This is a genomic window from Sphingomonas astaxanthinifaciens DSM 22298, assembly GCF_000711715.1.
GTDB classification, from domain to species: Bacteria; Pseudomonadota; Alphaproteobacteria; order Sphingomonadales; family Sphingomonadaceae; genus Sphingomicrobium; species Sphingomicrobium astaxanthinifaciens_A.
The window spans coordinates 1552305-1575366 of record NZ_JONN01000001.1 but is presented as its reverse complement, the minus strand read 5'-3'; the positions used below and the strand labels follow the sequence as shown (position 1 = coordinate 1575366).

25 protein-coding genes are annotated in these 23062 nt (G+C 69.1%); 11 read left to right on the top strand and 14 right to left on the bottom strand.

Annotation, left to right across the window (positions count from 1 at the left end; all coding sequences use genetic code 11):
* The first annotated feature begins 38 nt into the window (after window positions 1–38).
* The 3 genes from BS69_RS0108140 (at window position 39) to BS69_RS0108130 (ending at window position 1679) form a co-directional block, all read left to right on the top strand.
* Window positions 39–455, top strand: a complete 417-nt coding sequence (locus BS69_RS0108140; RefSeq protein WP_029941460.1) for a VOC family protein — start codon at window positions 39–41, stop codon at window positions 453–455.
* Window positions 455–1192, top strand: coding sequence for a hydroxyacylglutathione hydrolase (gene gloB / locus BS69_RS0108135; protein ID WP_029941459.1), 738 nt, complete (start codon window positions 455–457; stop codon window positions 1190–1192). The genes BS69_RS0108140 and gloB overlap by 1 nt, the downstream gene beginning before the upstream one ends.
* Window positions 1193–1253: 61 nt before the next feature.
* Window positions 1254–1679: a hypothetical protein gene (locus tag BS69_RS0108130; protein ID WP_029941458.1), complete on the top strand. Its 426-nt coding sequence runs from the start codon at window positions 1254–1256 to the stop codon at window positions 1677–1679.
* A 12-nt stretch (window positions 1680–1691) separates the two neighbouring features.
* Here the strand turns inward: BS69_RS0108130 and BS69_RS0108125 are convergent, their stop codons facing one another.
* From BS69_RS0108125 to BS69_RS0108115, 3 genes are all read right to left on the bottom strand, one after another.
* Window positions 1692–3461 (bottom strand): AMP-dependent synthetase/ligase, encoded by a 1770-nt coding sequence (locus BS69_RS0108125; RefSeq protein ID WP_029941457.1) that lies wholly within the window; start codon window positions 3459–3461, stop codon window positions 1692–1694.
* A 163-nt stretch (window positions 3462–3624) separates the two neighbouring features.
* Window positions 3625–4893 carry a hypothetical protein gene (locus BS69_RS13710; protein WP_051676641.1) on the bottom strand — a complete coding sequence of 423 codons (1269 nt, stop codon included), beginning with the start codon at window positions 4891–4893 and terminating at the stop codon, window positions 3625–3627.
* Window positions 4890–6263 (bottom strand): glycosyl transferase family protein, encoded by a 1374-nt coding sequence (locus BS69_RS0108115; protein WP_051676640.1) that lies wholly within the window; start codon window positions 6261–6263, stop codon window positions 4890–4892. The genes BS69_RS13710 and BS69_RS0108115 overlap by 4 nt, the downstream gene beginning before the upstream one ends.
* A 185-nt stretch (window positions 6264–6448) precedes the next feature.
* On the opposite strand from BS69_RS0108115, the gene BS69_RS0108110 reads away from it, so the two are divergent.
* The 5 genes from BS69_RS0108110 (at window position 6449) to BS69_RS0108090 (ending at window position 10813) form a co-directional block, all read left to right on the top strand.
* Window positions 6449–6985: an A24 family peptidase gene (locus tag BS69_RS0108110; RefSeq protein WP_051676639.1), complete on the top strand. Its 537-nt coding sequence runs from the start codon at window positions 6449–6451 to the stop codon at window positions 6983–6985.
* Window positions 6961–7443, top strand: coding sequence for a hypothetical protein (locus tag BS69_RS13705; RefSeq protein WP_051676638.1), 483 nt, complete (start codon window positions 6961–6963; stop codon window positions 7441–7443). Before BS69_RS0108110 ends, BS69_RS13705 begins: the two co-directional genes overlap by 25 nt.
* Window positions 7444–7528: 85 nt before the next feature.
* Window positions 7529–8716 (top strand): dual-specificity RNA methyltransferase RlmN, encoded by a 1188-nt coding sequence (gene rlmN, locus BS69_RS0108100; RefSeq protein WP_029941452.1) that lies wholly within the window; start codon window positions 7529–7531, stop codon window positions 8714–8716.
* A gap of 19 nt (window positions 8717–8735) precedes the next feature.
* A complete protein-coding gene (locus BS69_RS0108095; protein ID WP_029941451.1) occupies window positions 8736–9596 on the top strand; it encodes an oxygenase MpaB family protein in 861 nt (286 codons plus the stop codon).
* Window positions 9593–10813 (top strand): SAM-dependent methyltransferase, encoded by a 1221-nt coding sequence (locus BS69_RS0108090; protein ID WP_029941450.1) that lies wholly within the window; start codon window positions 9593–9595, stop codon window positions 10811–10813. Before BS69_RS0108095 ends, BS69_RS0108090 begins: the two co-directional genes overlap by 4 nt.
* Window positions 10814–10876: 63 nt before the next feature.
* Here BS69_RS0108090 and BS69_RS0108085 read toward each other — a convergent pair whose 3' ends face one another.
* The gene (locus BS69_RS0108085) at window positions 10877–11464 is read right to left on the bottom strand and encodes an EF-hand domain-containing protein (protein ID WP_029941449.1); all 588 of its coding nucleotides are present in this window, start codon (window positions 11462–11464) and stop codon (window positions 10877–10879) included.
* A 105-nt stretch (window positions 11465–11569) separates the two neighbouring features.
* On the opposite strand from BS69_RS0108085, the gene BS69_RS0108080 reads away from it, so the two are divergent.
* Together BS69_RS0108080 and BS69_RS0108075 are read left to right on the top strand one after the other, a co-directional pair.
* Complete coding sequence (locus BS69_RS0108080) at window positions 11570–13144, top strand: hypothetical protein (RefSeq protein WP_156956972.1); 1575 nt, start codon at window positions 11570–11572, stop codon at window positions 13142–13144.
* On the top strand, window positions 13141–14169 hold the full coding sequence (locus BS69_RS0108075) for a glycosyltransferase family 2 protein (protein ID WP_084184389.1): 1029 nt from the start codon (window positions 13141–13143) through the stop codon (window positions 14167–14169). Before BS69_RS0108080 ends, BS69_RS0108075 begins: the two co-directional genes overlap by 4 nt.
* Here BS69_RS0108075 and BS69_RS0108070 read toward each other — a convergent pair.
* Window positions 14094–14822: a class I SAM-dependent methyltransferase gene (locus BS69_RS0108070; RefSeq protein ID WP_029941446.1), complete on the bottom strand. Its 729-nt coding sequence runs from the start codon at window positions 14820–14822 to the stop codon at window positions 14094–14096. The two genes, BS69_RS0108075 and BS69_RS0108070, sit on opposite strands and share 76 nt — an antisense overlap.
* Window positions 14822–15235 carry a GtrA family protein gene (locus BS69_RS0108065; protein WP_245605125.1) on the bottom strand — a complete coding sequence of 138 codons (414 nt, stop codon included), beginning with the start codon at window positions 15233–15235 and terminating at the stop codon, window positions 14822–14824. Before BS69_RS0108065 ends, BS69_RS0108070 begins: the two co-directional genes overlap by 1 nt.
* A gap of 70 nt (window positions 15236–15305) precedes the next feature.
* Between BS69_RS0108065 and BS69_RS0108060 the strand changes: the two genes are divergently transcribed.
* Complete coding sequence (locus BS69_RS0108060) at window positions 15306–17087, top strand: hypothetical protein (RefSeq protein WP_029941444.1); 1782 nt, start codon at window positions 15306–15308, stop codon at window positions 17085–17087.
* A 26-nt stretch (window positions 17088–17113) separates the two neighbouring features.
* On the opposite strand, the gene BS69_RS0108055 is transcribed toward BS69_RS0108060, so the two are convergent.
* From BS69_RS0108055 to BS69_RS0108020, 8 genes are all read right to left on the bottom strand, one after another.
* On the bottom strand, window positions 17114–17746 hold the full coding sequence (locus tag BS69_RS0108055) for a MarC family protein (protein ID WP_029941443.1): 633 nt from the start codon (window positions 17744–17746) through the stop codon (window positions 17114–17116).
* Window positions 17743–18390, bottom strand: a complete 648-nt coding sequence (locus tag BS69_RS0108050; protein ID WP_029941442.1) for a hypothetical protein — start codon at window positions 18388–18390, stop codon at window positions 17743–17745. Before BS69_RS0108050 ends, BS69_RS0108055 begins: the two co-directional genes overlap by 4 nt.
* Window positions 18391–19284, bottom strand: coding sequence for a bifunctional methylenetetrahydrofolate dehydrogenase/methenyltetrahydrofolate cyclohydrolase FolD (gene folD, locus BS69_RS0108045; RefSeq protein ID WP_029941441.1), 894 nt, complete (start codon window positions 19282–19284; stop codon window positions 18391–18393).
* Window positions 19285–19288: 4 nt separating this feature from the next.
* Window positions 19289–19597: a YggT family protein gene (locus tag BS69_RS0108040; protein WP_029941440.1), complete on the bottom strand. Its 309-nt coding sequence runs from the start codon at window positions 19595–19597 to the stop codon at window positions 19289–19291.
* A 44-nt stretch (window positions 19598–19641) separates the two neighbouring features.
* Window positions 19642–20601 (bottom strand): L-histidine N(alpha)-methyltransferase, encoded by a 960-nt coding sequence (gene egtD / locus BS69_RS0108035; protein ID WP_029941439.1) that lies wholly within the window; start codon window positions 20599–20601, stop codon window positions 19642–19644.
* A complete protein-coding gene (gene egtB, locus BS69_RS0108030; RefSeq protein ID WP_029941438.1) occupies window positions 20585–21814 on the bottom strand; it encodes an ergothioneine biosynthesis protein EgtB in 1230 nt (409 codons plus the stop codon). The genes egtD and egtB overlap by 17 nt, the downstream gene beginning before the upstream one ends.
* Complete coding sequence (locus tag BS69_RS0108025; RefSeq protein ID WP_029941437.1) at window positions 21811–22434, bottom strand: flavodoxin family protein; 624 nt, start codon at window positions 22432–22434, stop codon at window positions 21811–21813. The genes egtB and BS69_RS0108025 overlap by 4 nt, the downstream gene beginning before the upstream one ends.
* Window positions 22435–22504: 70 nt before the next feature.
* Window positions 22505–23062, bottom strand: a complete 558-nt coding sequence (locus tag BS69_RS0108020) for a cob(I)yrinic acid a,c-diamide adenosyltransferase (RefSeq protein WP_029941436.1) — start codon at window positions 23060–23062, stop codon at window positions 22505–22507.

Genomic DNA, 23062 nt, shown 5'->3' with positions numbered 1-23062 from the left:
GACGGCGGGGCCGGAGACCAAGACGGAGAAACTGACCAGTGAAATTCCTCCACACCATGCTGCGCGTCGCCGATCCCGACCGCACGATCGAATTCTTCCGGCTGCTCGGACTCGAGGAGCGCCGCCGGATCGAGAATGAGGGCGGCCGCTTCACCTTGATCTTCCTCGGCGTTCCCGGGGACGAGGGCGGCGAAGTCGAGCTGACCTACAATTGGGACCCCGAGGACTATGACGGCGGCCGCAACTTCGGGCACCTCGCCTATCAGGTCGATGACATCTACGAGACCTGCCAGCGGCTGATGGACGCTGGGGTGACGATCAACCGCCCGCCGCGCGACGGGCGCATGGCGTTCGTCCGCACCCCCGACAACATCTCGATCGAGCTGCTCAACAAGGGCGGCGCACAGGCGCCGGCCGAGCCTTGGGCGTCGATGCCGAACACGGGCGTCTGGTAATGGCGGCGCCCCGGTTCGACATCGGCTGCATCCCCGCGCTCACCGACAATTACATCTGGCTCCTGCGCTGCAGCGAGACCGGCGAGGCGGCGGTGATCGATCCTTCGGTCGACGGGCCGGTGCTGAATGCCTTCCGCAACGTCGGCTGGGAGGTCGGGCAGATCCTCAACACCCACTGGCATCCCGATCATGTCGGCGGCAATGCCGGGATCAAGGAAGCGACCGGTTGCACGATCACCGGTCCCGCCGCCGAGGCCGACCGGATCCCCGGGATCGACGTCCAGGTCCGGGAAGGCGACCGGGTGCGAGTGGGCAAGCTCGAGGCGGTGGTGTGGGAAGTCCCCGGCCACACCCTCGGCCACATCGCTTATTATTTCGAAGACAATGGCATGCTGTTCATCGGCGACACCTTGTTCGCCATGGGCTGCGGCCGATTGTTCGAGGGCACGGCCGAGCAGATGTACGGCAACATGGTCCGGCTACGCGCGCTGCCCGAGGACGTCGTCGTCTACCCCGCGCACGAATATACGCTTGCCAATGCGCGCTTCTGCGTCGCGCAGCGACCGGGCGACCAGTTGCTGAAGCAGCGGCTGGCGGTGGTCGAGGAAGCCCGCGCGCGCGACATGAATACGCTGCCGGTCACCATCGGCGAGGAGCGCGTCACGAATCCGTTCCTGATGGCGCACGACGCCGCCGAATTCGCCCGGCTGCGGGCGGTGAAGGACAGCTTTAGTTAAGGGAGGAAAGAGCAGCCTCGTCGCGCGTTTCGTCCAAGTCCCTCCAGCCGGGAAGTCCCAGATGCGCAGCCTGACCCTCGCCTCCACCCTCGTCCTCGCCGCCAGCGCCGCCCTCGTCGCCTGCGCGACCCCGCGCGAGGCCTATGTCCGTTCGCCCGATGCCGAGAAGGAGCTGGCGCGCTGGCTCGATGGGCGGGTCGCGGGCAAGCCGCAGACCTGCCTGCCGAGCTTCCGCAGCCAGGACATGATCGTGATCGACGAGCGCACCATCCTGTTTCGTGACGGCGCGAACCGGGTCTGGCGCAATGACGTGAACGGTCCCTGCTCGGGGCTTGGCCGGCCGGGCTATGCCCTGCTCACCAAGCAGTTCGGAACGGGTCTCTGTCGCGGCGAGATCGCGCAGGTGGTCGACACGCTGAACGGCTTCACGGTCGGCACCTGCAGTCTCGGCGACTTCGTTCCCTATACGGGACCCATGCGCCGCTAGGCGCGGGACGGGCTACTTGCCGTAAAGCGCGTCCAGCCGCTCGCCATAGGCGGTCTTGAGCACGTGACGCCGGATCTTCATGCTCGGCGTCATCTGCTCGTTGTCGACCGTGAAGGCCTCGTCGGCGAGGATGAAGCGGCGGACCTTCTCGACCACGCTCAGCTCGGCATTGACCCGGTCGACCGCCTTCTGCAGCCGGGCGCGGATCGCGGCGTCGTCGCGCTTGCACTCGGTGACGAGCTCGGGCTCTGGGACCAGCAGCCCGACGAGATGCGGACGGCGGTCGCCATAGACCATCGCCTGGGCGATCTCGGGCTGGAGGGTCAACATCCCCTCGACCCGCTGCGGCGAGACGTTGTCGCCCTTGTCGTTGACGATCAGGTCCTTCTTGCGGTCGGTGATGACGATCCGGCCGCTATCGTCGAAATGACCGACGTCGCCGGTGTGCAGCCAGCCGTCCTTGAGCACCCGCGCGGTCTCCTCGTCATTGTTCCAGTAGCCGTGCATCACTAGCTCGCCGCGGACCAGCAGCTCGCCGTCCTCGGCGAAGCGGACCTCGGTGTCGAGCAGCGGCGGGCCGACCGTCTCGATCCGGATCCCGACCTTGGGCCGGTTGCAGCTGATCACCGGCCCGGCCTCGGTCTGGCCATAGCCCTGGAGCATGGTGATCCCGAGCGAGTGAAAGAACAGGCCGACGTCGGGATTGAGCGGCGCTCCGCCCGAGACCATTGCCTTGATCCGGCCGCCGAACTTCTGGCTGACCTTGCGCTTGAGGAGCAGCTTGACCGCCATGTCGGCCGGCCAGTCCTTGAGCGCGATCGAGCCTTCCTCGTAGCGCTGCTTGCCGATCGAGAGCGCCCGGTCGAGCAGCTTCTGAGGAAGTCCGCCCTGCTTCTCGATCGTCTTGAGCATGCGCTGGCGGAGCATCTCGAACAGCCGCGGCACGACCACCATCAGGGTCGGGCGCACTTCCTCGATGTTGGCGGCAAGCTTCTCGAGGCTCTCGGCGAAATAGATTTGCGCGCCGAGTCCGATCGGAAACATCTGCCCGCCGCTATGCTCATAGGCGTGGCTGGCGGGGAGGAAGGAGAGGAACACCTCGTCGTCCCAGCCGAAGTCGTTGGCGATGACGTCGATGCAGGCGGCGACATTGTGGAGGATCGCGCCATGGTGCTGGCGGACCCCGCGCGGCGCGCCGCCGGTGCCGCTGGTGTAGATGAGGCAGGCGAGGTCGCCGCGGCCGATCCCGGCAATCCGCGCGCGGACGTCGGCGATCTCTCCGCCGCCGGCGATCAGCTCGTCCCACTGGTGGAATTTTGCGCCGTTGACCGGCTGTCCGGTGCGGATGTCCTCGATCCCGATCACGTCGTGGCAGTCGGACGAGAACAGCACCGCCGGGATCAGCGTCTTGGCCAGCTTCTGGCTCGAGACGATCACCGCCCGCGCGCCGGAATTGGAGAGGATATGGGTGTGATCGCGGGTGGTGTTGGTGGTGTAGGTCGGCACCGTGACGCAGCCCGCCGCCATGATCGCGAGGTCGGCGATCAGCCATTCGGGGCGGTTCTCGGAGACCAGCATGATCCGGTCGCCGGGCTTGCACCCGATCCGCAGCAGGCTGGCGGAGAGCGCGGCGACCTGGCGGGCGGCCTCGGCATAGCTGATCGACTGCCAGGCCCCGCCGCGCTTGGCCCACAGGAAGGGCGTGTTCCCCCGTTGCTCGACGCGGTCCAGGAACATCGCGACGAGATTGGGAAATGTTTCGAGCTTGTTGCCCTTGCGCATGCCGGTCCTTTTGCCTCCTCCCGAACCCGGTCGCGGCTTTAGGACAAGAGCGGGCGCGGCGCAAAAGCGCATCTTCGGAGCTCGCAAGGCGAGGGAGGCCCCCTCCCTGGGGTATGACGGAGGGGGCCTCGGGGCCGGCGGCTCGGGGCGGCCGGCCGGGACGCTAGAAACCGGCCGCGAGCGTCAGCGCGGGTCCGCTCACCGGATCGGCATTGCCGAAGGCGCGGAAGCGATAGTCGAGATGCACCCGCAGCCGCGGACTGCGCTGGTAGCTGAGGCGCGGTCCCGCATCGAAGCGATAGAGCCCCGGCTGGATCCCGCCCCAGACCCCGCCGCCGATCGCGAGCCGCGGCATGAAGGGATAGGTCGCGGTCAAGGCGCCGTCGGCGAACAGGTCGCGACTCGACAGCCCGACCACGCCCGCCTGGCCATAGCCGTCGAGCCGGATCCCGTAGGGCAGGCGCTGGTCGCTGATCCCGCCCTCGGCAAGAAAGGCGAAATCGTTGCGTCCGCCGCCCAGCGCCGAGCCAAGCCGCTGGCGGCGCTCGGCGAGCAGGCGGACCGGGATCTGCCGGAAGGGCTGCCAGCTGAGCCCTAGTGCCGCTTCGCCGCCGGCCATGGTCTGCCCGCCGCGTCCTTGCGGGAGCAGGGCGGTGGAGGCGCGGACATGGACTCCGATCGAGTTGAGCGGCCGCCAGGTAATCCGCAAACCGGCCTGGCTTCCGCCGAGCGCGCCCGCCGAGGCGAGCCCGGGATTGAGGCCGCGCCCGGGGTCGGTCAGGCTGAGCGCGCCCTGCCGCGGCGGCCGGAGCAGCGCCCAGGCATCGACCGACCAGCGCTTGGGCGCGACCGTGTCGAGCGGCGCGGCGTCGTCATTCCCTTTTCGCCAACCGGGCGTGCGCTGGAGCCCCGCAGCGGCCACCGACCCGACCGTGCCGATCGCCGGCCACTGGTCGAGCGGGGCCGAGGGTTGCTCGTAGCCCCCGCCGCCGCCTTCGCCCGTCTCGTAGCTCGCAAGCTCGGTCGCCTGGTCGCGCGGCGCGCGCGCCGGGGCCTCGCTCGCAGCCACGGGATAGGGTGCGGGATAGTAAAGCCCCCGGGGCATGCGCGGGGCCGCCATCATCGCGGGCACCGGGTAGGGCAGATATTGCATCGGCGGCATCATCGGCGCCGCCATCGCGGCCTGCTGTGGGTAGCCGTAGGGATAGGGGTAACCGTAAGGCGCCGGATAGGCCCCGGGTGGCGGACCCATGTCTGCGGGGACGCCGGGCGGCGGCAGCGGCACTTCGGCCTGCGCCTGCTGGGTTGCGCCGGCCGGAAACGCTGGGGGCGTCGCGGTCGGGATCGGCTGCAGCGCCAGCGCGCTGCTCGCGGTACGCAGCCCGACATAGCTCACGATCGCGAGGCCGAGGAAGCGGAGCGGCGCGCTCACGACCGCACTAGTTCGGTCGGGAAGACGTGCGCGGTCTTGTCCCATTGCGTCGGGCCGCCCTTCGCGTGAAGCCCGAAGGCACGCCCGGCGGCAAGGATGGCGATGAGGTTGCCGGCGACGATCCGCGGCACCGAGGCAAGTCCTTCGCCCAGGCCGTAGAGCTGGGTGGTGAAGCCGATACGCATGAGGGTTCTCCACAGGAGGAGGACGAAATTGACCTGCAGCAGGGTCGCCAGCAGTGGCGAGGGCTGCGGCGGATTGGGCGCGCCAAGCTGTGCCGCGAGCCACAATTGCCCCCACAGGAGGGCCGCGACATAGCCCGCGAGGAGGAGCAAGGCGGCGAGTGGCCCGCGCCGGTCGCGCAGGCGGAACCAGCGCTCGCCGAGTCCGCCACGCCACCCCAGCCGGTCCCAGCCTGCAAAGGCGATTCCCCCCAGCCAGCGCGCTTTCTGGCGGACCGCCGCGCCGAGCGTCGCCGGGAAATGTCCGCGGCTCGCGACCACCCCCGGCTCGCCCGCCTCGGCCGGAAGGCGGACGAACATGGTCCGTTCGCCGAGCGCCCCGAGCCGCAGGCCCATTTCGTAATCCTCGGTCATCGACCCGCCGGCGAAGGGCTTGCCGTCATGCGCCACCGGCAGCCGGGCCATGGCCTCGCGCGAGATGGCGCAGCCGACCCCGGCCAGCGGAATGGCGGCGCCGACCGCTTCGCGCACCACCAGCTCCTTGCCGTGGCTCTCGGCGAATTCATCGCAATAATGCCCGCCAATCCACGGACTGGTCCGGTCGGGCAGCGGGACCACCGGCAACTGCACCACCCCGGCGCGGCCCACCAGTCTGTCGAACAGGCGAAGCTCGAGCGGATGGACGAGGTCCTCCGCGTCGTGGAGGACGATTCCCCGGGCGCGCCGCCCACGCGCCGCCTCGTGGCGGAGCAGGAAGGCGTAGAGGTGGTTGAGGCAGTCGGCCTTGGTGGTCGGACCGTCGACCGGCACTTCGACCGCGACCACGCGCGGGTCGGTGACCGCCTCGATCGCCACCCGGGTCGCGGGGTCGTTGCGATAATAGCCGACCAGCAGGCTGTAATCGCCATGGTCGAACCGGGCGAGCGTCGAACGCAGCATGTCGCCGATCACCGCCCCCTCGTCCCAGGCCGGGATCATCACCACCATCCAGCCCGGGGACGCGCGGCCGACGAGGCTTCGCGCATTGCTCCGCGGATGGCGGCGGTAGACCGTCAGTGAGCGCCACAGCGCGCGGCCGAAATAGATGAGATCGACCGCGAGGTCGTCGAGCGAGAAGAACAGGAAACCGAGCGCCGCGAACAGCGCCAGCTCCGCCGCCACCTGCGCCAGCGCGAGTTGCAGCGTCACTGGGCGCGACTCGCGGGCGGCAGCGGCAAGCGTCGGGAAAGAAAGGAAATCACCCGGTCCACGCGCCCCCAGCGCTGGTCATCCGAGCAGCCTGAGTGTCTCATGCGGACCCGGGCTGCGCAAGCGCCCTTGCGAAAGGGCCCGCGCCGCGCCATCGCTAGGGCGACCTGAGGGGGGATGAGCGCGTGAATCTGGTGACCTTGGCTCCGGACTGGATCGTCTGGGCGTTGATCGGCCTGCTGGTCCTCGCCGCGCTGCAGGATTCGGTCATGCTGAAGATCAGCAACTACATCGTCGGCGCGGTGCTGCTGCTTGGAATCGTCGCGGCGGTCATGGTGGGCCCCAGGCTCGAACTGTGGGAAAACGGCGTCGTCTTCCTGCTCGCGCTGGTGATCGGGACCTTCCTCTTCGGCCGAGGGATCCTGGGCGGGGGCGACGTCAAGCTGTTCGCCGCGACGGTGCTCTGGTTCGAGTTCGGCGGCGCGCTCCGGTTCCTCATCTACACCGCGCTGAGCGGCGGTCTTCTCGCGGTGCTGATTATCGCGCTGCGCGTGGTGCCCTGGCCCGATGCCTTGCGCTCGCGTGTCAGGGTGCTTCAGCCCAAGGCGGGCATTCCCTACGGCATCGCCATCGCGGCGGGCGCGATCATCACGACCTTGCTCCTCCAGCCGAGCGAGCCGGTCAGCGCGGTGAACAATTGGAACGCCTTGCGCGCCCGCTGATCCTCGCCGCCCTGCTGGCAGTCCCGGCGCCCGCGGCGGCCCAGCGCCTCCTCCATGCCGGTGCCAACTGGGCGGCGTTCGAGCGGTCCGGCGGAGTGTGCGAGGCGGTCGGACGAAGCGAACTCCAGGCGCTTTCCGGCCGGGTCCAGCCTCGCGCTGCCTTCGCCTTCGCGCGTGATCGGAGCCGCCGGGGCGAATTGCACTTCCTGTTCGCGCGTCCCGTCAGGCCCGGCGCGTCGGCGGTCCTGAGCGTCGGTCAGGCGAGCTTCCTCCTCGTCACGCGCGGCAATTCGGCCTGGAGCCGCGGCCCGGCGCAGGAGCGCGCCATCCTCGCGGCCCTGCGCGGTGCGAGCGAGATGCGGGTCCGGGCGGCCGGCGTCGGGGGCGCGATCAGCGACCGCTACCTCCTTGCCGGAGCGCCAACCGCGATCGACGCGGCGGCGTTGGGCTGCGCCTGAAGCGGGCGGGGTTGGCCGGCCGCCCGCCCGCCACAAAGGACTCGACTGGAAAAATCCGCAAAACTCGCTACATGGCCGCTCTCCCATGAGCGCCGATACCAACCTGATGCCGATCCCCGGACCGGTCGACCCCGTGCCCGTCCCCCGCGACGCGGCCGTTTCCGATGATCCGCGGATCGAGCTGATCGGCCTTGCGCGCGACGGCATCCGCGCCGCGCTCGAAGAGGCCGGGCTCGAGCCGCGCCAGGCCAAGCTGCGCGCCAAGCAGCTGTGGCACTGGATGTACAACCGCGGCGTCACCGACTTTTCGCTCATGACCGACATCGCCAAGGCCCAGCAGCCCTGGCTGGCCGAGCGCTTCCGCATCACCCGCCCGGCGGTGGTCGAGGCGCAGGTCTCGACCGACGGCACCCGCAAGTGGCTGCTCCAGACCCATGACGGCCACGATTTCGAGATGGTGTTCATCCCCGACGCCGATCGCGGGACCCTATGCGTGTCGAGCCAGGTCGGCTGCACCCTCAACTGCCGTTTCTGCCACACCGGAACGATGCGACTGGTCCGCAACCTGGCCGTCCACGAGATCGTCGGCCAAGTCATGCTGGCGCGCGATTCGCTCGGCGAATGGCCGAGCCAGCCCGAGGGCCGGATGCTCACCAACATCGTGATGATGGGCATGGGCGAGCCGCTCTACAATTTCGACAATGTCCGCGACGCGCTTCGGATCGTGATGGACGGTGACGGCCTCGGCCTGTCCAAGCGCCGGATCACCCTGTCCACCTCGGGGGTGGTTCCGATGATGGAGAAGTGCGGGGAAGAGATCGGGGTCAATCTCGCGGTCTCGCTCCACGCGGTGACCAAGGAGATCCGCGACGAGATCGTGCCGCTGAACCGCAAGTACGGCATCGAGGAACTGCTCCAGGCCTGCGCCGACTATCCCGGTGCCAACAACGCCCGCCGCATCACCTTCGAATATGTGATGCTCAAGGACAAGAACGACAGCGACGACCATGCCCGCGAGCTGGTCCGGCTGATCCGCCACTATCGCCTGCCGGCCAAGGTCAACCTGATCCCGTTCAATCCCTGGCCGGGCGCCGAATATGAATGCTCGACGCCCGAGCGGATCCGCAGCTTCTCGAATATCGTCTTCGAGGGCGGGATTTCGGCACCGGTCCGCACCCCGCGCGGCCGCGACATCGATGCCGCCTGCGGGCAGCTCAAGACCGCCGCCGAGAAGAAGCGCCGCGCCGAGCTCGACCGGGAGCAGGCGGCCTGATCCGGGCGTTGGGCCGGGCATGAACCGCCTCGCGCCCACCGAGCAGCTGCGCCGGGCGATCGCCCGCGGCGTGGTGGGCTTCTTCAACGATCCCGAGCAGGGACAGCAGCCGATCGTGCCCGCGCTGGATTCGCTCTGTCCGCCCGAGGGCGTCGCCTGGCGGGTCCATGCCGACGTCACCGGGATGATGGTCGGCGGGGTCGCGGCGCTCCTCTGGCAGATGCTCCACCCCAAGGCGCTCGCGGGCGTGTGGGACCACAGCGACTTTCGCCGCAACATGCACGGCCGGCTGCGCAACACTGCGCGCTTCATCGCGGTCACCACCTATGGCGCGCGCAGCGATGCCGAGCAGGCGATCGAGCGAGTCCGCAAGATCCACGGCTTCGTCCACGGCAGCCTGCCCGACGGCACGCCCTACGACGCCAATGATCCCCGGCTTCTGGCTTTCGTCCATGTTGCGGGCTCGGCGATGTTCCTCGCCGGTTATCGCCGCTTCAAGGAGCCCGGGATGAGCCCGGCCGACCGCGATACCTACTGGCGCGAGGTCGCGGTGATCGGCGAAATGCTCGGTGCCGATCCCGTCCCCCGCAGCGAGGCCGAGGCAGCGCTGCTCGCGCGCGATTTCCTGCTTGAGCTGCGCGCCGACCAGCGCTCGCGCACCATCCGCGACATCATCCTCCAGTCGCCGCCCGAGCGGCTCAGCGTCCTGCCGTTGCAGCGGCTGCTGACCCGCTCGGCGATCGACCTGCTTCCGCCCGAAGTGCGCCGGCTGCATGGCCTCAAGGACGGGGGGATCGCCCGCCCGACGACGCAGGCGATGACGCTCGGATTGGCAACAACATTGCGCTGGGCGCTCGCACCCTCCAACAATCGGGCATGATTCTCCAACGCCTGCTCGGCGAGCGCATTACCGGCGGTACGCTCACCGTCATCACGCCCGACGGCGACCGCACCATGCTCGGCAAGGGCGAGCCCGACGTCGTCGCCCGAATCCACGACAAGGCGGCGCTGGTCCGCCTGCTCCGCCATCCGCGCCTGGCCTTCGGCGAACTCTACATGGACGGGCGGCTGACGATCGAGCAGGGCAGTCTGCTCGACCTGTTGACCCTGGTCGTGGGCTCGAGCCGGTTCGAGGACGGCGGCCACGGCGGCCGGCTCAAGAAGCAGGTCTCGATCCTCAAGGCGCTGCTTCCGCGCGGGCGCAACGACGCCAAGGCCTCGCGCCGCAACGTCGCGCACCACTATGACCTCGATGAGAAGCTCTACCGGCTCTTCCTCGATCCCGACCTTCAGTACAGCTGCGCTTATTATCGCGATCCCGCGAACAGCCTCGAACAGGCGCAGTCGGACAAGAAGGCGCATATCGCCGCCAAGCTTCACCTCCAGCCGGGGCAGCGCGTGCTCGACATCGGCTGCGGCTGGGGCGGCATGGCGCTGACCATCCACCGGCTGAGCGGGGCCGAGATGCTCGGCGTCACCTTGTCCGAGGAGCAGCTTCGCGTCGCCCGGCAGCGCGCCCAGGAAGCGGGCGTCGCCGACAAGGTGAAGTTCGAGCTGATCGACTATCGCGCCGTGACGGGCCAGTTCGACCGGATCGTCTCGGTCGGCATGTTCGAGCATGTCGGTGCCGCGCACTATGGCGAATTCTTCGGCAAGTGCCGCGAACTCATGACCCGCGACGGGGTCATGCTGCTCCACACGATCGGCAAATATGGCAAGGCGGGCAAGCCCGATCCCTTCACCGACAAGTGGATCTTCCCCGGCTACCACCTGCCGAGCCTCAGCCAGATGATGGCGGCGAGCGAGGAGGTCCGGCTGATCGCCGCCGACGTCGAGACGCTGCGAATGCATTATGCCTATACGCTGCGGGCGTGGCTGGCGAACTGCCATGCGCGGCGGGACGAGATCGTCGCGCTCTATGACGAGCGCTTCTTCCGGATGTGGGAATTCTATCTCGCCGCCGGCTCGGTCGCCTTCGACTATGGCGCGATGAACAATTTCCAGGTGCAATATGTCCGCGACCGCCGCGCGCTGCCGATCACCCGCGACTACATGGTCGAGGTCGAGAGCGAGTATCGCGCCAGGCTCGACGGTTGAACCCGGACATGAAAAAGGGCCCGGCGCGCGAGGCGGCGAGCCCTTCTCCTATCTGACAGGCGCTTAGCGAACCGGCGCCGGCGCCGGGGCCGCCTGCGGGCGACGCTGCTGCCACTGCTGGCGCATCTGCTGGCGCTCGTCCTGCGTGATCCGGCCGTCGCGGTTGACGTCGGCACGGTCGAAGCGCTGGAGCGCCGCCGCCTCGGCCTCGGCCAGCGTGAGGCGCTGGTCGTTGTTGGCGTCCGCCCGCCGCATCATCCCGCCGTGCATGCCCTTCATGCCCATTCGGTGCTCGCGACCCTGACCACGCGGCCCACGCTCGCCGCGCATGGCATCGGCACGGGCGAATTCGTCGCGGCTGATCATGTTGTCGCGGTTGGTGTCGAGCCGGTCGAACATCTGCTGGCGGCGGGCCGGATCGGCACCGCGCTCGGCCATCCTCTCGCGGCCCTTGCCCATCTTCTGCTCGTCCTGCGTGAGGACGCCGTCACGATTGGCGTCCATCCGCGCAAACATGGTGCGGACCTGCTGGACGACCTCGGCCCGGGTCCGGATGCCGTCACGCGGCGCCATCGGCGGCTGCGGCGCGACCTGGGCGACGGCGGCGGTGGCGGCGAGCAAGGCGCCCGCTCCAATCAAGAACTTCTTCATCGGTAACCCTCCAAAGACCCTGTCGTGATGAAGGCCACGTAAGCGGCCGCGGCTGAACCGGGGGTGACAGGGCGTGCGCAAGGTGCAAGGGGCGACGGCCAGCCCATGATTCCGCCCGCCGCGCCCCCCACCCCCAAAGGAAGCCCGCGTCCCTGGTGGGAGACGCGCACCTTCGTGGTGCTGATGGTGCTGCTGGCGGCGGTGCCCTTGCTCTATCCGCCGGTTCCGCCGCTGGTCGACCTGCTCGGCCACATGGGCCGCTACCGGGTGATGCTAGACGGCGACGCGCCGAGCCTCGCCCCGCTCTATCATTTCCAGTGGGCGCTGATGGGCAATCTCGGGGTCGACCTCGCGGTCTACCCGCTGGCCAAGCTGATCGGTCTCGAGCCGGCGGTGAAGCTGGTCGTCATCGCCATTCCCATGATGACCGTGGCGGGGATGCTGTGGGTCGCCCGCGAGGTACACCACCGCCTTCCGCCGACGGTGATGTTCGCGCTGCCGTTCGTCTACGGCCACCATTTCCTGTTCGGTTTCGTCAATTATTCGCTGAGCGTCGCGCTGGCGATGATCGCCTTCGGCCTGTGGCTGCGGCTCGGTCGGCTGCATCGCTATCGCCTGCGGGCGGCGTTGTTCGTCCCGATCAGCATCGTCATCTGGCTGTGCCATGCCTTTGGCTGGGGAATGCTCGGTCTGCTTGCCTTCTCGGCCGAAGTGGTCCGCGCGCATGACGATGGGCGGAGCTGGTGGCGGGCGATCCTCCGCGCGGTCGGGCAGGCGCTGAGCCTCGCGGTCCCGGTGGTGCTGATGCTGGCCTGGCGCGAGGGATCGGGCGGGCAGACCGCCGACTGGTTCAACTGGACCAACAAGATGTTCTCGCTGCGCACCGTACTGCGCGACCGCTGGATCGGCTGGGACCGGCTGTCCTTCTTCTTCGTGGTGGTGGTGTTCGGCTTTGCGGTCATCTACCCGCGCCTCACCCTGTCGCGCATGCTGAGCTTCACCGCGCTGGTGCTCGCGGTGACCTTCGTCTGCCTTCCGCGGATCATCTTCGGCTCGGCCTATGCCGACATGCGGCTGATGCCCTTCGTCCTGGCGATGGCACTGCTCGCGATCCGCTTCCGCCGCGACACCGACCTGCGCATCGGCTGGGTGCTGGCCAGCGTCGCGCTCGCCTTTCTCCTTGCCCGCACCGCCAGCGTCACCTGGAGCCTCAAGCTCGCCAGCGACGAGCAGCAGCAGCAGCTGACCGCGCTCGACCACATGCCGGTGGGCGCCAAGGTCGTGACCATGGTCGGGCTCGGCTGCACCAAGGAATCGAGCTGGCCGATGTGGCGCAACGCCCACCTGGGCGGGATGGTCGTGGTGAGAAAGCTCGGCTTCTCCAACGACCATTGGGATGTCGAGGGCGCCAAACTCCTCACCGTCACCTATGCCAAGGCCGGTGCGTGGCGCTACGATCCGTCGAACCTGGTGGTCGCCAATCGCTGCCCGGCGCGCTGGGCCAAGCCGATCGGCTATATGCTCGCTGCCTTCCCGCGCGACGCCTTCGATTATCTGTGGCTGATCAACCCGCCGCCCTATGACCCGGCGCAGGTCGCGGGGATGCAGAAGCTGTGGGCGCTGCCCGACGGCTCGGCCCTCTACCGTATCCATCCCGAAGGCGCTAATCCGGCGCCATGACCGCGCTCTCGATCGTCGTTCCCTGCTTCAACGAGGAGGAATGCCTCCCGCTGCTGCACCGGCGGCTGAGCGAGGCGGGGCGGACCAGCTTCGGCGAGGATTACGAGATCGTCCTCGTCAATGACGGCTCGCGCGACCGGACCTGGGACATCATGCAGGAGCTCGCCGCGCGCGATCCGCGCCTGACCTGCGTCAACCTGTCGCGCAACCACGGCCACCAGCTGGCGCTGACCGCCGGGCTGGACCTTGCCCGCGGCGACAAGATCCTGATCGTCGATGCCGACCTCCAAGACCCGCCCGAGCTCCTCGCCCCGATGCTCGAGACGATGGAGCGCGAGGGTGCCGACGTCGTCTATGGCGTCCGCCGAAGCCGGGCCGGCGAGACCCGCTTCAAGCGCGCCACCGCCCATGCCTTCTATCGCCTGCTGTCGAGCGCCACCGAGATCGACATCCCGCTCGACGCCGGCGATTTCCGGCTGATGAGCCGGCGCGCGCTCGACGTGCTGCTGGCCATGCCCGAGCAGGCCCGCTTCGTCCGCGGAATGGTCGCCTGGATCGGCTTCCGCCAGGTGCCCTTCGCCTACGACCGCGCCGAGCGCGCGGCGGGCGAGACCAAATATCCGCTGTCGAAGATGATCCGCTTCGCCCTCGACGCGCTGACCGGCTTCAGCTCGGCGCCCCTGAAGCTCGCCAGCCATTTCGGGCTGCTGCTGAGCCTCGGCTCGCTGCTGATCGTGCTCTACATCCTCTACGCCTTCATCGCCGGGCGCAGCATCCCGGGCTGGACCTCGCTGATGCTGGTCGTGGTGGTGCTGGGCGCGGTGCAGATGTTCGTGCTGGCGATGATGGGCGAATATATCGGCCGGCTCTACAGCCAGGCCAAGCAGCGCCCGCTCTATATTGTCCAGGATATTGCCGGCACCGCCCGGGCGCCGCGCAAGGGTCTGGGTCAGGTGCCCGACGCCACCGCCCAGAGCGACAGTCCCGGCGGCAGCGCCACCCGGCCGATCAGCCGCGCTTCCTGAGCGAAGACCGCTTCCAGCGCCGCGTTGAGCGGTGCGGGGGGAAGCGTGTCGTCGCCATCGTCCTTGCCCGTCAACCGTCCGGCCGCGCGCGCAGCCATGGCGACCGGGAAGAGCAGGCTGTTGAGATAGCCGATCCGCTCGAGCTTGAGCGGCGAGCCCTTGAACAGCGCTTCGAGCCCGCTTTTCGAGTAGCGGCGGCGATGGTGGTTCACCTCGTCATGCGCCGACCACATCCACTGGTGGGCGGGCACGGTCATCACGAACTTGCCGCCGGGCTTGAGGCAGCGCGCGATCCCCGCCAGCGCGGCGCGGTCGTCGTCGATATGCTCGATCACGTCGAACGAGCCGATGAGGTCGAAGCCGCCGCTCGGCACGCCCTTGAGGTCGGGGAGCGGGGCCGAGCCGACCGGCCGCCCGAGCCGCTGCTCGGCCATTGCCCGTGCCGCTGGATCGACCTCGATCGCGTCCACCGTCCCGAACAGGTCGAGCATCGCGAGATTGTGCCCGGTGCCGCAGCCCACTTCGAGGATCCGGGCATTGCGCGGCGGCTTGACCACCCGCGCGATCAGCGCCGACAGCACCTTGCGCCGCGCCCGGTACCACCAGTGGAGCTGGTCGAGCTCCGCCATCCGGTCGTAGACCTGCCGTTCCATCAGCGGAACACCCAGAAGCGGTTGAGCGCGAAGGTCAGGAAGGGGGTGACCAGCACCGCCGGGACCAGTGGCCACCAAGTTGGCCCGTGGAGCCGGTCGACCGCGATCCAGGTGAAGAGCGCGTTCAGGACCATGCCGCTGGTCTGGACCACCAGGAATTGCGCCTTGGTCTTCGCGTCCTCGACCTTGCCATGATCCTTGAAGCTCCAACGGCTGTGGAGGAAGAAGCCGACCGTGACCGCGATGGCGAAGGCGATGATCACCGCCAGCACCGGCCACATGACGTAGGTCGCCAGCGGCCAGTAGATGGCGGCATAGAGCAAGGTGAGCCCGACCCCGACGAGGCCGAAGCGGATCAGCTGCCCGAACATCTCGCGCTGCCGGGGATCGGGGAAAAGGGTGGCGATGACCATTGGCTTGCCCTCTAGCGGCGAGCTTCTACAGCGGCAACGAGTCCTGTTGTCGGGCGGGAAGGAAGTGCGCGTGCCGGAACGGCTGTTGGCTTGGGTGGAGCGGAACTGGCGGTGGGTGGTCCTCATCACCTGGCTGGCGGCCTGCGCGGTCTTCACCTGGCAGCGCTGGGGCAGCATCCAGAGCTTCGGGCTCGGCGACACCGACGACAATCTCCGGATCGCGCAGGTCCGCGCCTGGATGAACGGGCAGGGCTGGTACGACCTTCGCCAATATCGCTTCGACCCCGCCTTCGGCGGCGCCAATATCCACTGGAGCCGGATCGTCGACCTGCCCATCGCCGGGCTGATCCTCCTCGGCCGCCTGTTCATGAGCGGTGCCGACGCCGAGAAGATGGCGGTCGCGGTCGCGCCGATGCTGCCTTACGTCGTGCTGCTCGCGGGGATCGCGATGACCGCGCGCCGGCTGATCAGCCCGGCCGCCTTCGTCCCCGCCTTCCTCGCGCTCTACCTGGCGGGCGCGACCAACGGCATGTTCATGCCGACCCGGATCGATCACCACGGCTGGCAGCTGGCGCTGCTGGCGATGGCGATGAGCGGGATCGCCGATCCCGACCGGCGGCGCGGCGGGCTGACCGTCGGGGTCGCGACTGCGATCAGCCTGTCGATCGGGCTCGAGATGCTCATCTATCTGGCGCTGGCCGGGGTCGCGCAGGTGCTGATGTGGGTCGCGGACCCACGCGAGCGCGAGCGGCTGGGCGCCTATGCGGTGAGCGTCGCGGGCGGCTGCGCGGCCGGCTTCCTGCTCTTCGCCAGCTACGCCAATCGCGCGCCCGTCTGCGACGCCTTGTCGCCGGTCTGGCTGTCCGACGCTTTGCTTGGCGGTGCCTTGCTGTGGCTGCTCGCCTGGCGAACCCCGCAGCGCTGGACGGTTCGACTCGCCATCGCCGCCGCCGCCGGCCTCGTCATCGCCGGCTTCCATGCCCTCGCCTGGCCGCACTGCCTGTCGCGGCTCGAAGGGGTGAGCCCCGAGGTCGAGCGGCTATGGCTCAACAATGTCCGCGAGGCGCGCCCGATCACCCAGCATGCCTGGCGCACGCAGGTCACCATTCTCTCGCTTCCCGTGGCGGGGCTGCTGGGCTGGGCCTGGCTCCTCTGGCTCCGCCGCTGCGACGAGCGCCTGCCCAAGATCCTCGCGCTGGCGGTCATCGCCGCCGCTGCCTTCGGCCTCCTGTTCTGGCAGACCCGCGCCGGACCCGCCGCGCAACTGCTCGGCGTGGTCGGCTGCGCCGGGCTCATCGCGACCCTGCTGCCGCGGCTGTGGAACGCGAAGAACAGTCTCGTGGTAGTGCTCGGCAGCAGCGCCCTCGTCCTCGTCGGGAGCGGCGCGGCGGCCCCCGCGGCCCTGTCCTTCTTCCCCGAGAAGGCGAGCAAGCAGACCGAAGCCAGCCGGCTCAACAATCGCGCCAACCGGCTCTGCCCGACCATGTGGGCGATGCGCCCCGTGGCCCGGCAGCCAAAGGGCATGGTCTTCACCTTCATCGACCTCGGACCGCGGCTGATCGCGGTCACCCACCATGATGCGCTGGGTGGACCCTATCATCGCAATGGGCAGGCGATCGCCGACAGCATGAACGCCTTCCGCGGCTCGCCAGAGCTGGCGCGCGCGCTGATCACCAAGCACCGCTCGGACTATCTGCTGGTCTGTCCGCACATGAACCAGGCGACCATTTTCGTCGCCCGCACACCCAAGGGCTTCTACGCCCAGCTCGAGAAGGGGGCGTCCTTCCCGTGGCTTCAGCCGATCGACCTCGGCAAGGACAGCCCGTTCAAGATGTGGCGGGTGATCCGCTAGCCTAGCCGGCCAGGCGTCGATTGCGTCTAGCCGGCGAGGCCGGGAAGGCTCCGCTCGAGCCCGTCGAGCACGAACTGCACCGCCAGCGCGGCGAGGATCACGCCGAGGATGCGGGTGATCATCGCCTCGAGCTTGGCCCCGATCAGCCGCATCAGCGGGCCCGCGGCGAGGAGGGCTGCGAGGGTCAGCACGATCACCGCGGTCATCGCACCGAGGACAATAGCCTGCTCGGCGACGCCCTCGGCGCGGGCCGACAGCAGCATGATCGAGGCGATCGAGCCCGGCCCCGCGATCATCGGGATCGCCATCGGGAAGACCGAAATGTCTTCGGCCTCGGGCGAACCCTCGATCTCGCGGGCGCGCTCCTCGCGGCGCTCGGTCCGCTTCTCGAACACCATGTCTAGGGCGATCATGAACAGCATGATCCCGCCCGCCAGCCGGAAGGCCGAGAGGCTGACCCCGAGCGTGCGCAACAGGGGCTCGCCGAGAAAGGCGAAGAAGGTCAGGATGCACCAGGCGACCAGCGCCGAGCGGAACGCCATGCGCCGCCGGTGCACCGCGTCGGTACCCTTGGTCAGGCCGGCGAAGATCGGCGCGCAGCCCGGCGGGTCGACGATGACCGCGAGCGTGATGAAGGCCGAGGTGAAGAGCTCGATCACGAGCGCGCCGGGGATGCCGCCACCTGACGGTCGAGCACGGTTTCGAACCGCCGCCCGTTCCACAGCCGGACCTGGGTCCGGCGCGCGCCGGCGGCCGTCACCGTCCAGTGGAACAGCAGGGTCCCGTCGGCCGAGCGGGCGAAGCCGCTGTCCCCCGGCGGAGCGGTGCGGTTGGTCGGATTGGCATAGTCGCGCGAAACCGCGCGCAGCCGCGCGGCGCGATTGGTGCAGGCGGCCACCCGCAGGCGGGGGCGCGCGGGGGCCGCCAGCGGCTTCCTCAGCGTGTCGCCGCCATCGACCGTCCAGCGCCAGTCGCCGCTCGGCTGGCGCATCCAGAGGGTGACGAAATAGCCGTTCGCGTCCGGCAGTTGCCAGGGGCCGGTGTTGACGGCGGTCCGGCGGTCGCAGCTGACCCAGCTGTCCGACGCCTGCCAGCGCACCGAGGTCGCCGGATCCTTCCGGTCCTTGAGATAATCCTGCGCCCACACCGCCTGGGGCGTGAACATCACCGCGGTCGGGTCCGCCCATTTGCGAAAGGCGGTCCATTGCCCCTCGCGCCGCGCGTCGGCGGCAAAGGCACGCTCGGCCTCGATCGCGGTTGCGGGCACGGTGGCGGCGGCAAGGAGAAGGCCGAGGCCAAGCATTTACAGTCCTTCCGGAGCGGGGAGGCCGGCGCGGCGATGCGCGGCGACGAGGGTGTTGCGCAGGAGCATGGCGATGGTCATCGGCCCGACCCCGCCCGGAACCGGGGTGATCGCGCCCGCCACCTCGGCCGCCTCGGCGAAGGCGACGTCGCCGACCAGCCGGCTCTTGCCCGGCTCGGCCCCCGGGAGGCGGTTGATGCCGACGTCGATCACCGTCGCACCCGGCTTGATCCAGTCGGCCTTGACCATTTCGGGCCGGCCGACCGCGGCGACCAGGATGTCGGCCTCGCGGCAGATCGCGGGAAGGTCGCGGGTGCGACTGTGGGCGATGGTCACCGTGCAGCTTTCGCCCAGCAGCAGCATCGCCATCGGCTTGCCGACGATGTTGGAGCGGCCGATGACGACCGCATGGAGGCCCGACAGGTCGCCGAGTTCCGCCTTGAGAAGGTGCAGGCAGCCAAGCGGCGTGCAGGGGACGAGCGCCGCCGGGTCGCCCACTGCCAGCCGTCCCGCGTTGACGACGTGGAAGCCGTCGACGTCCTTGTCGGGATCGATGGTCGCGATCACCCGCGCGGCGTCCATGTGCGCCGGCAGCGGCAGCTGGACGAGGATCCCGTCGACCGCGGGGTCGGCATTGAGCCGCTCGATCAGCGCCAGCAGCTCGGTTTCGCTGGTGCCGGCGTCGAGGGGATGATGGTCACTCCGCATCCCCGCCTCGGCGGTCGCGGCGCGCTTGGAGCGGATATAGACCTGGCTCGCGGGGTCCTCGCCGACCAGCACGGTTGCGAGTCCCGCGGGCCGTCCGGTCGCGGCGGCGAAGGATTGCGCGAGCCCGGCGACCCGCGCGCGCAGCGCCGCGGCGGCGGCCTTGCCGTCGATTCGACGCGCGCTCATCGCCTCACATCCCCGGTTGGGGCAGCGACGCCAAAGCGTTGGAAATGACCGGATTGATCAGGATCCCGATCAGCAGCAGCACCACCACCGGCGACAGGTCGAGCCCGCCGAAATCAGGCAGGATCTTGCGGAACGGCCGGTAGAGCGGCTCGAGCAGGCGGTCGAGGCCGGTAAGGAAGCGGCGGACCCCCTGGCTCGAGGTGTTGAGCACGTTGAAGGCGATCAGCCAGCTCAGGATCACCTGGATGATGATCAGCCACCACAGCAGGTTGAGGAGGATGGCGGCGATCTCGAGGAGCGTGCGAAGAACCATGCCGGGGCTGTAGCCGAGGGGGGCGGCCCCCGGCAACACGGGCCCTAGGGGGCCATGCGGTCGGCTTCGGCGCGGGCCAGCAGCAGCGAGAAGTCGCCCGGCCCGTCGGTCCATTCCTGAAGCGGGGTCCAGCCTCCGGCCGCCAGCAGCAGCCGGGCGCTCTCGGAAGTATATTTGTGGCTGTTCTCGGTGTGGATGCTGCCCCCTTGCGCGATGCGGAAGGTGCGGCCGACCACCTCGAAGGTCACATCGCGGGCGGCGACGAGGTGCATCTCGACCCGCGACAGCATCGCGTTCCACCGCGCCTCGTGGCGGAAGGCCTCGATCGGCACGGTCCCGCCAAGCTCGCGGTTGATCCGCTCGAGGAGATTGCGATTGAAGGCCGCGGTCACCCCTTGGGCATCGTCATAGGCCTCGATCAGTCGCGACCGGTCCTTGATCCGGTCGACCCCGATCAGCAGCAGCGCGTCGACGCCGAGGGTCGCGCGGAAGGAGCGCAGGAGGTCGATTGCGCTAGCGGGCACGAAATTGCCGATGGTCGAGCCCGGGAAGAAACCCAGCACCGGATGGCGATCGACCGCTGGCGGCAAGCGAAAGGGCTTGGCGAAATCGGCCTCGACCGGCTCGATCGCAAGATCAGGAAAGCGCTGCTGCAGCGCCTCGGCACTGGCGCGCAGGTGGACCCCACTAATGTCGACCGGGACGTAGAGCGCGGGATCGATCCCCTCGAGCAGCAGGGGGGTCTTGATCTGCGACCCCGCGCCATAGTCGACCACCGCACGGCCGGTGCCGACCGCCGCGGCGATCTCGCCCATCGAGCGGCTGAGGATCGCAAGCTCGGTCCGGGTCGGGTAATATTCGGGCAGCCGGGTGATGTCGTCGAACAGCGCCGAGCCGCGCTCGTCGTAGAACCAGCGCGCCGGGACCGCCGGCTGCTTCTGCGCCAGCCCGTCGAGGACGTCGCGGGCGAAGGCCTCATCCACCTGCTCAGAGATCGCGAGCAAGACGTACTCCTGTGAATTGCCAGCGCGCGGCCGGGGGGAAGAAATTGCGATAGCTGGCGCGCGAATGGCCGCGCGGGGTGGCGCAGCTGGCCCCCTTGAGCACCATCTGCCCGCTCATGAACTTGCCATTATATTCGCCGACCGTGCCCTCGGGCTGGCGGAAGCCGGGGTGGGGCAGGAAGGCCGAGCCGGTCCAGCACCAGACGTCGCCGAACGGCCCGTCGCTGCCTTGCGGCCGGACCGGGCCGGCGCGATCGAGCTGGTGGCCGGCGCAGGGGTCCGCCCCCGCCGCCCAGGCTTCCCACTCGGCCTCGGTCGGAAGCCGCGCCCCGGCCCAGCGGGCAAAGGCATCGGCCTCGTAATAGCTGACATGGGTGACCGGGGCCTGCGGATCGAGCGGCCGGCGCCCGGCGAGAGTGAAGGCGGTGCCGTCCTCGTCGCGGTAGAGCGGGCCGGTGATGCCCTCGCGCTGGACCCAGTCCCAGCCGTCGCTCAGCCACAGCGCGGGGTTCGAATAACCGCCCGCGGCGATGAACTCGGCCCATTCGCCATTGGTGACGGTGCGGCTGGCGATGGCGTGGGGCTGCAGCCAGACCCGGTGACGGGGCCGCTCGCTGTCGAAGGAGAAGCCGTCGTCCCCGGCGCCGATTTCCTGCTCGCCCGCGCGGCCCTCGTGCCAGGTCAGCGGCATGCCCGCGCTCACCGCATCCTTGTCTGCGCCATAAGCGGGCTCGAGCGGATTGGCCGCGAAGCTTGCGAGGATGTCGGTCAGGAACAGCTCCTGGTGCTGTTGCTCGTGGTGGATGCCAAGCTCGACCAGCGACAGCGCTTCGGCGGGCAGATCGGGAATGGCCCGCGCCAGCGCCGCGTCGACATGGGCGCGATAGGCGCGGATCTCGTCGAGATGCGGCCGCGCCAGCATGCCCCGCCGGTCGCGCGCGAGCCTTTTCCCCTCGCCGTTGTAATAGCTGTTGAAGAGGAAGCCCCAGCGCTCGTCATAGGGACGATAGCCGGGCACGAAGTCGCGCAGGACGAAGGTCTCGAAGAACCAGCTGGTATGCGCGAGATGCCACTTGGCGGGCGAGGCGTCGGGCATCGGCTGGACGGTCGCATCGGCATCGCCCAGCGGCGCGGCGAGCGCCAGCGTCAGCGCACGGACTTCTGCCACGCGCTCGGCCAGTCCGGGCTGGCGAACGGGAGCAGCGGCGTTCATGCCTTCTGCTCTACCCCTTTATACGTGTCATTTCCAAGAAGCTTGGCGAGATGCGCGGCATTGCTCGCCAGCGCGGCGACCGTCGCGGTGACTTGCTCGGGCACCTCGGGCAGGTCCTTGAAGTCCTTCTTGTTCATCGCCTCGCCGACCCAATAGGTCGCGCCGCCCGCGGGAATGGTCCAGCCCACATCGTTGAGCGCCTGGAAGAGGTCGGCGGTGCAGCGATGCGCGCCATCCTCGTTGCCGACGATCGCGGCGACCGCGAGCTTGCCGCTGGCGGGGGTGCGGCCCCGGTCGTCGGTCTCGGACAGGAAGGCGTCCATCCGCTCGAGCACCAGCTTGGCGGGGCTCGACAGCTGCCCCATCCAGATCGGCGTCCCGAAGACGAGAATGTCGGCGGCGAGGATCCGGCGGCGAAGCTCGGGCCATTCGTCGCCGTCGCCCTCGTCCGAGCTGACGCCCCATTTGATGCGATGGTCGGCGAGGCGGATCGTGCCCGCCCATTCGACCTCGTGCTCCTTGAGCTGGTCGCGGACGAGGTCGATCATCTTGTCGGTGGACGAAGGCTCCTTGCCGGTCGGCTTGAGCGTGGCGTTAATGGCAATGGCTTTGAGGGTCACGAGCACTCCCGGGAACAGGCTCGATATCAAACCCGCGGGAATGGTTTCAGTGCCGTACCTAGACCTCTTGTCAGGTGCGGGTGGCGCCCGGCTTCCACAGGACGTCGCCACCCGAGCGGCTGGCGACATGCCGCGCGGTCACGAACAGATGGTCCGACAGGCGGTTGAGATAGGCGAGCGCGTGGGCGTTGATCGGCTCTTCCGCACCCAGGGCGACGGTCCAGCGCTCGGCCCGGCGGACGGTCGCGCGGGCGAGGTGGAGCGCGGACACGCCCGCGGGCCCGGCGGGGAGGATGAAGCTGGTCAGCGGCGCGAGCTCGGCGTTCATCGCGTCGATCTCGGCCTCCAGCCGGGCGACCTGCTCGGGGACGATCCGCAGCGCGCCTTCGATCTCGCCCGGGGTGGCGAGGTCGGCGCCGAGGTCGAACAGCTCGTTCTGGATCCGCGACAGCATCTCCTTCGCCGCGCCGTCGAGCGCGACCAGGGCGAGGCCGATGGCGCTATTGGCCTCGTCGACCTCACCGATCGCGTGCATGCGCGGGCTCGCCTTGCTGACCCGGCTCCCGTCAACCAGCCCGCTGTCCCCGCCGTCGCCCGTGCGGGTGTAGATCTTCGTCAGCTTGACCAA

Excerpts from the sequence above, each read along its gene's own strand:
- BS69_RS0108095 (WP_029941451.1), top strand. The coding sequence starts at position 8,736 with ATGAACCGCCTCGCGCCCACCGAGCAGCTGCGCCGGGCGATCGCCCGC.
- BS69_RS0108125 (WP_029941457.1), bottom strand. The coding sequence starts at position 3,461 with ATGCGCAAGGGCAACAAGCTCGAAACATTTCCCAATCTCGTCGCGATG.
- BS69_RS0108080 (WP_156956972.1), top strand. The coding sequence starts at position 11,570 with ATGATTCCGCCCGCCGCGCCCCCCACCCCCAAAGGAAGCCCGCGTCCC.
- BS69_RS0108040 (WP_029941440.1), bottom strand. The coding sequence starts at position 19,597 with ATGGTTCTTCGCACGCTCCTCGAGATCGCCGCCATCCTCCTCAACCTG.
- BS69_RS0108085 (WP_029941449.1), bottom strand. The coding sequence starts at position 11,464 with ATGAAGAAGTTCTTGATTGGAGCGGGCGCCTTGCTCGCCGCCACCGCC.
- BS69_RS0108050 (WP_029941442.1), bottom strand. The coding sequence starts at position 18,390 with ATGCTTGGCCTCGGCCTTCTCCTTGCCGCCGCCACCGTGCCCGCAACC.
- folD (WP_029941441.1), bottom strand. The coding sequence starts at position 19,284 with ATGAGCGCGCGTCGAATCGACGGCAAGGCCGCCGCCGCGGCGCTGCGC.
- BS69_RS0108070 (WP_029941446.1), bottom strand. The coding sequence starts at position 14,822 with ATGGAACGGCAGGTCTACGACCGGATGGCGGAGCTCGACCAGCTCCAC.
- gloB (WP_029941459.1), top strand. The coding sequence starts at position 455 with ATGGCGGCGCCCCGGTTCGACATCGGCTGCATCCCCGCGCTCACCGAC.
- BS69_RS0108075 (WP_084184389.1), top strand. The coding sequence starts at position 13,141 with ATGACCGCGCTCTCGATCGTCGTTCCCTGCTTCAACGAGGAGGAATGC.
- BS69_RS0108065 (WP_245605125.1), bottom strand. The coding sequence starts at position 15,235 with ATGGTCATCGCCACCCTTTTCCCCGATCCCCGGCAGCGCGAGATGTTC.
- BS69_RS0108130 (WP_029941458.1), top strand. The coding sequence starts at position 1,254 with ATGCGCAGCCTGACCCTCGCCTCCACCCTCGTCCTCGCCGCCAGCGCC.
- BS69_RS0108090 (WP_029941450.1), top strand. The coding sequence starts at position 9,593 with ATGATTCTCCAACGCCTGCTCGGCGAGCGCATTACCGGCGGTACGCTC.
- rlmN (WP_029941452.1), top strand. The coding sequence starts at position 7,529 with ATGAGCGCCGATACCAACCTGATGCCGATCCCCGGACCGGTCGACCCC.
- egtB (WP_029941438.1), bottom strand. The coding sequence starts at position 21,814 with ATGAACGCCGCTGCTCCCGTTCGCCAGCCCGGACTGGCCGAGCGCGTG.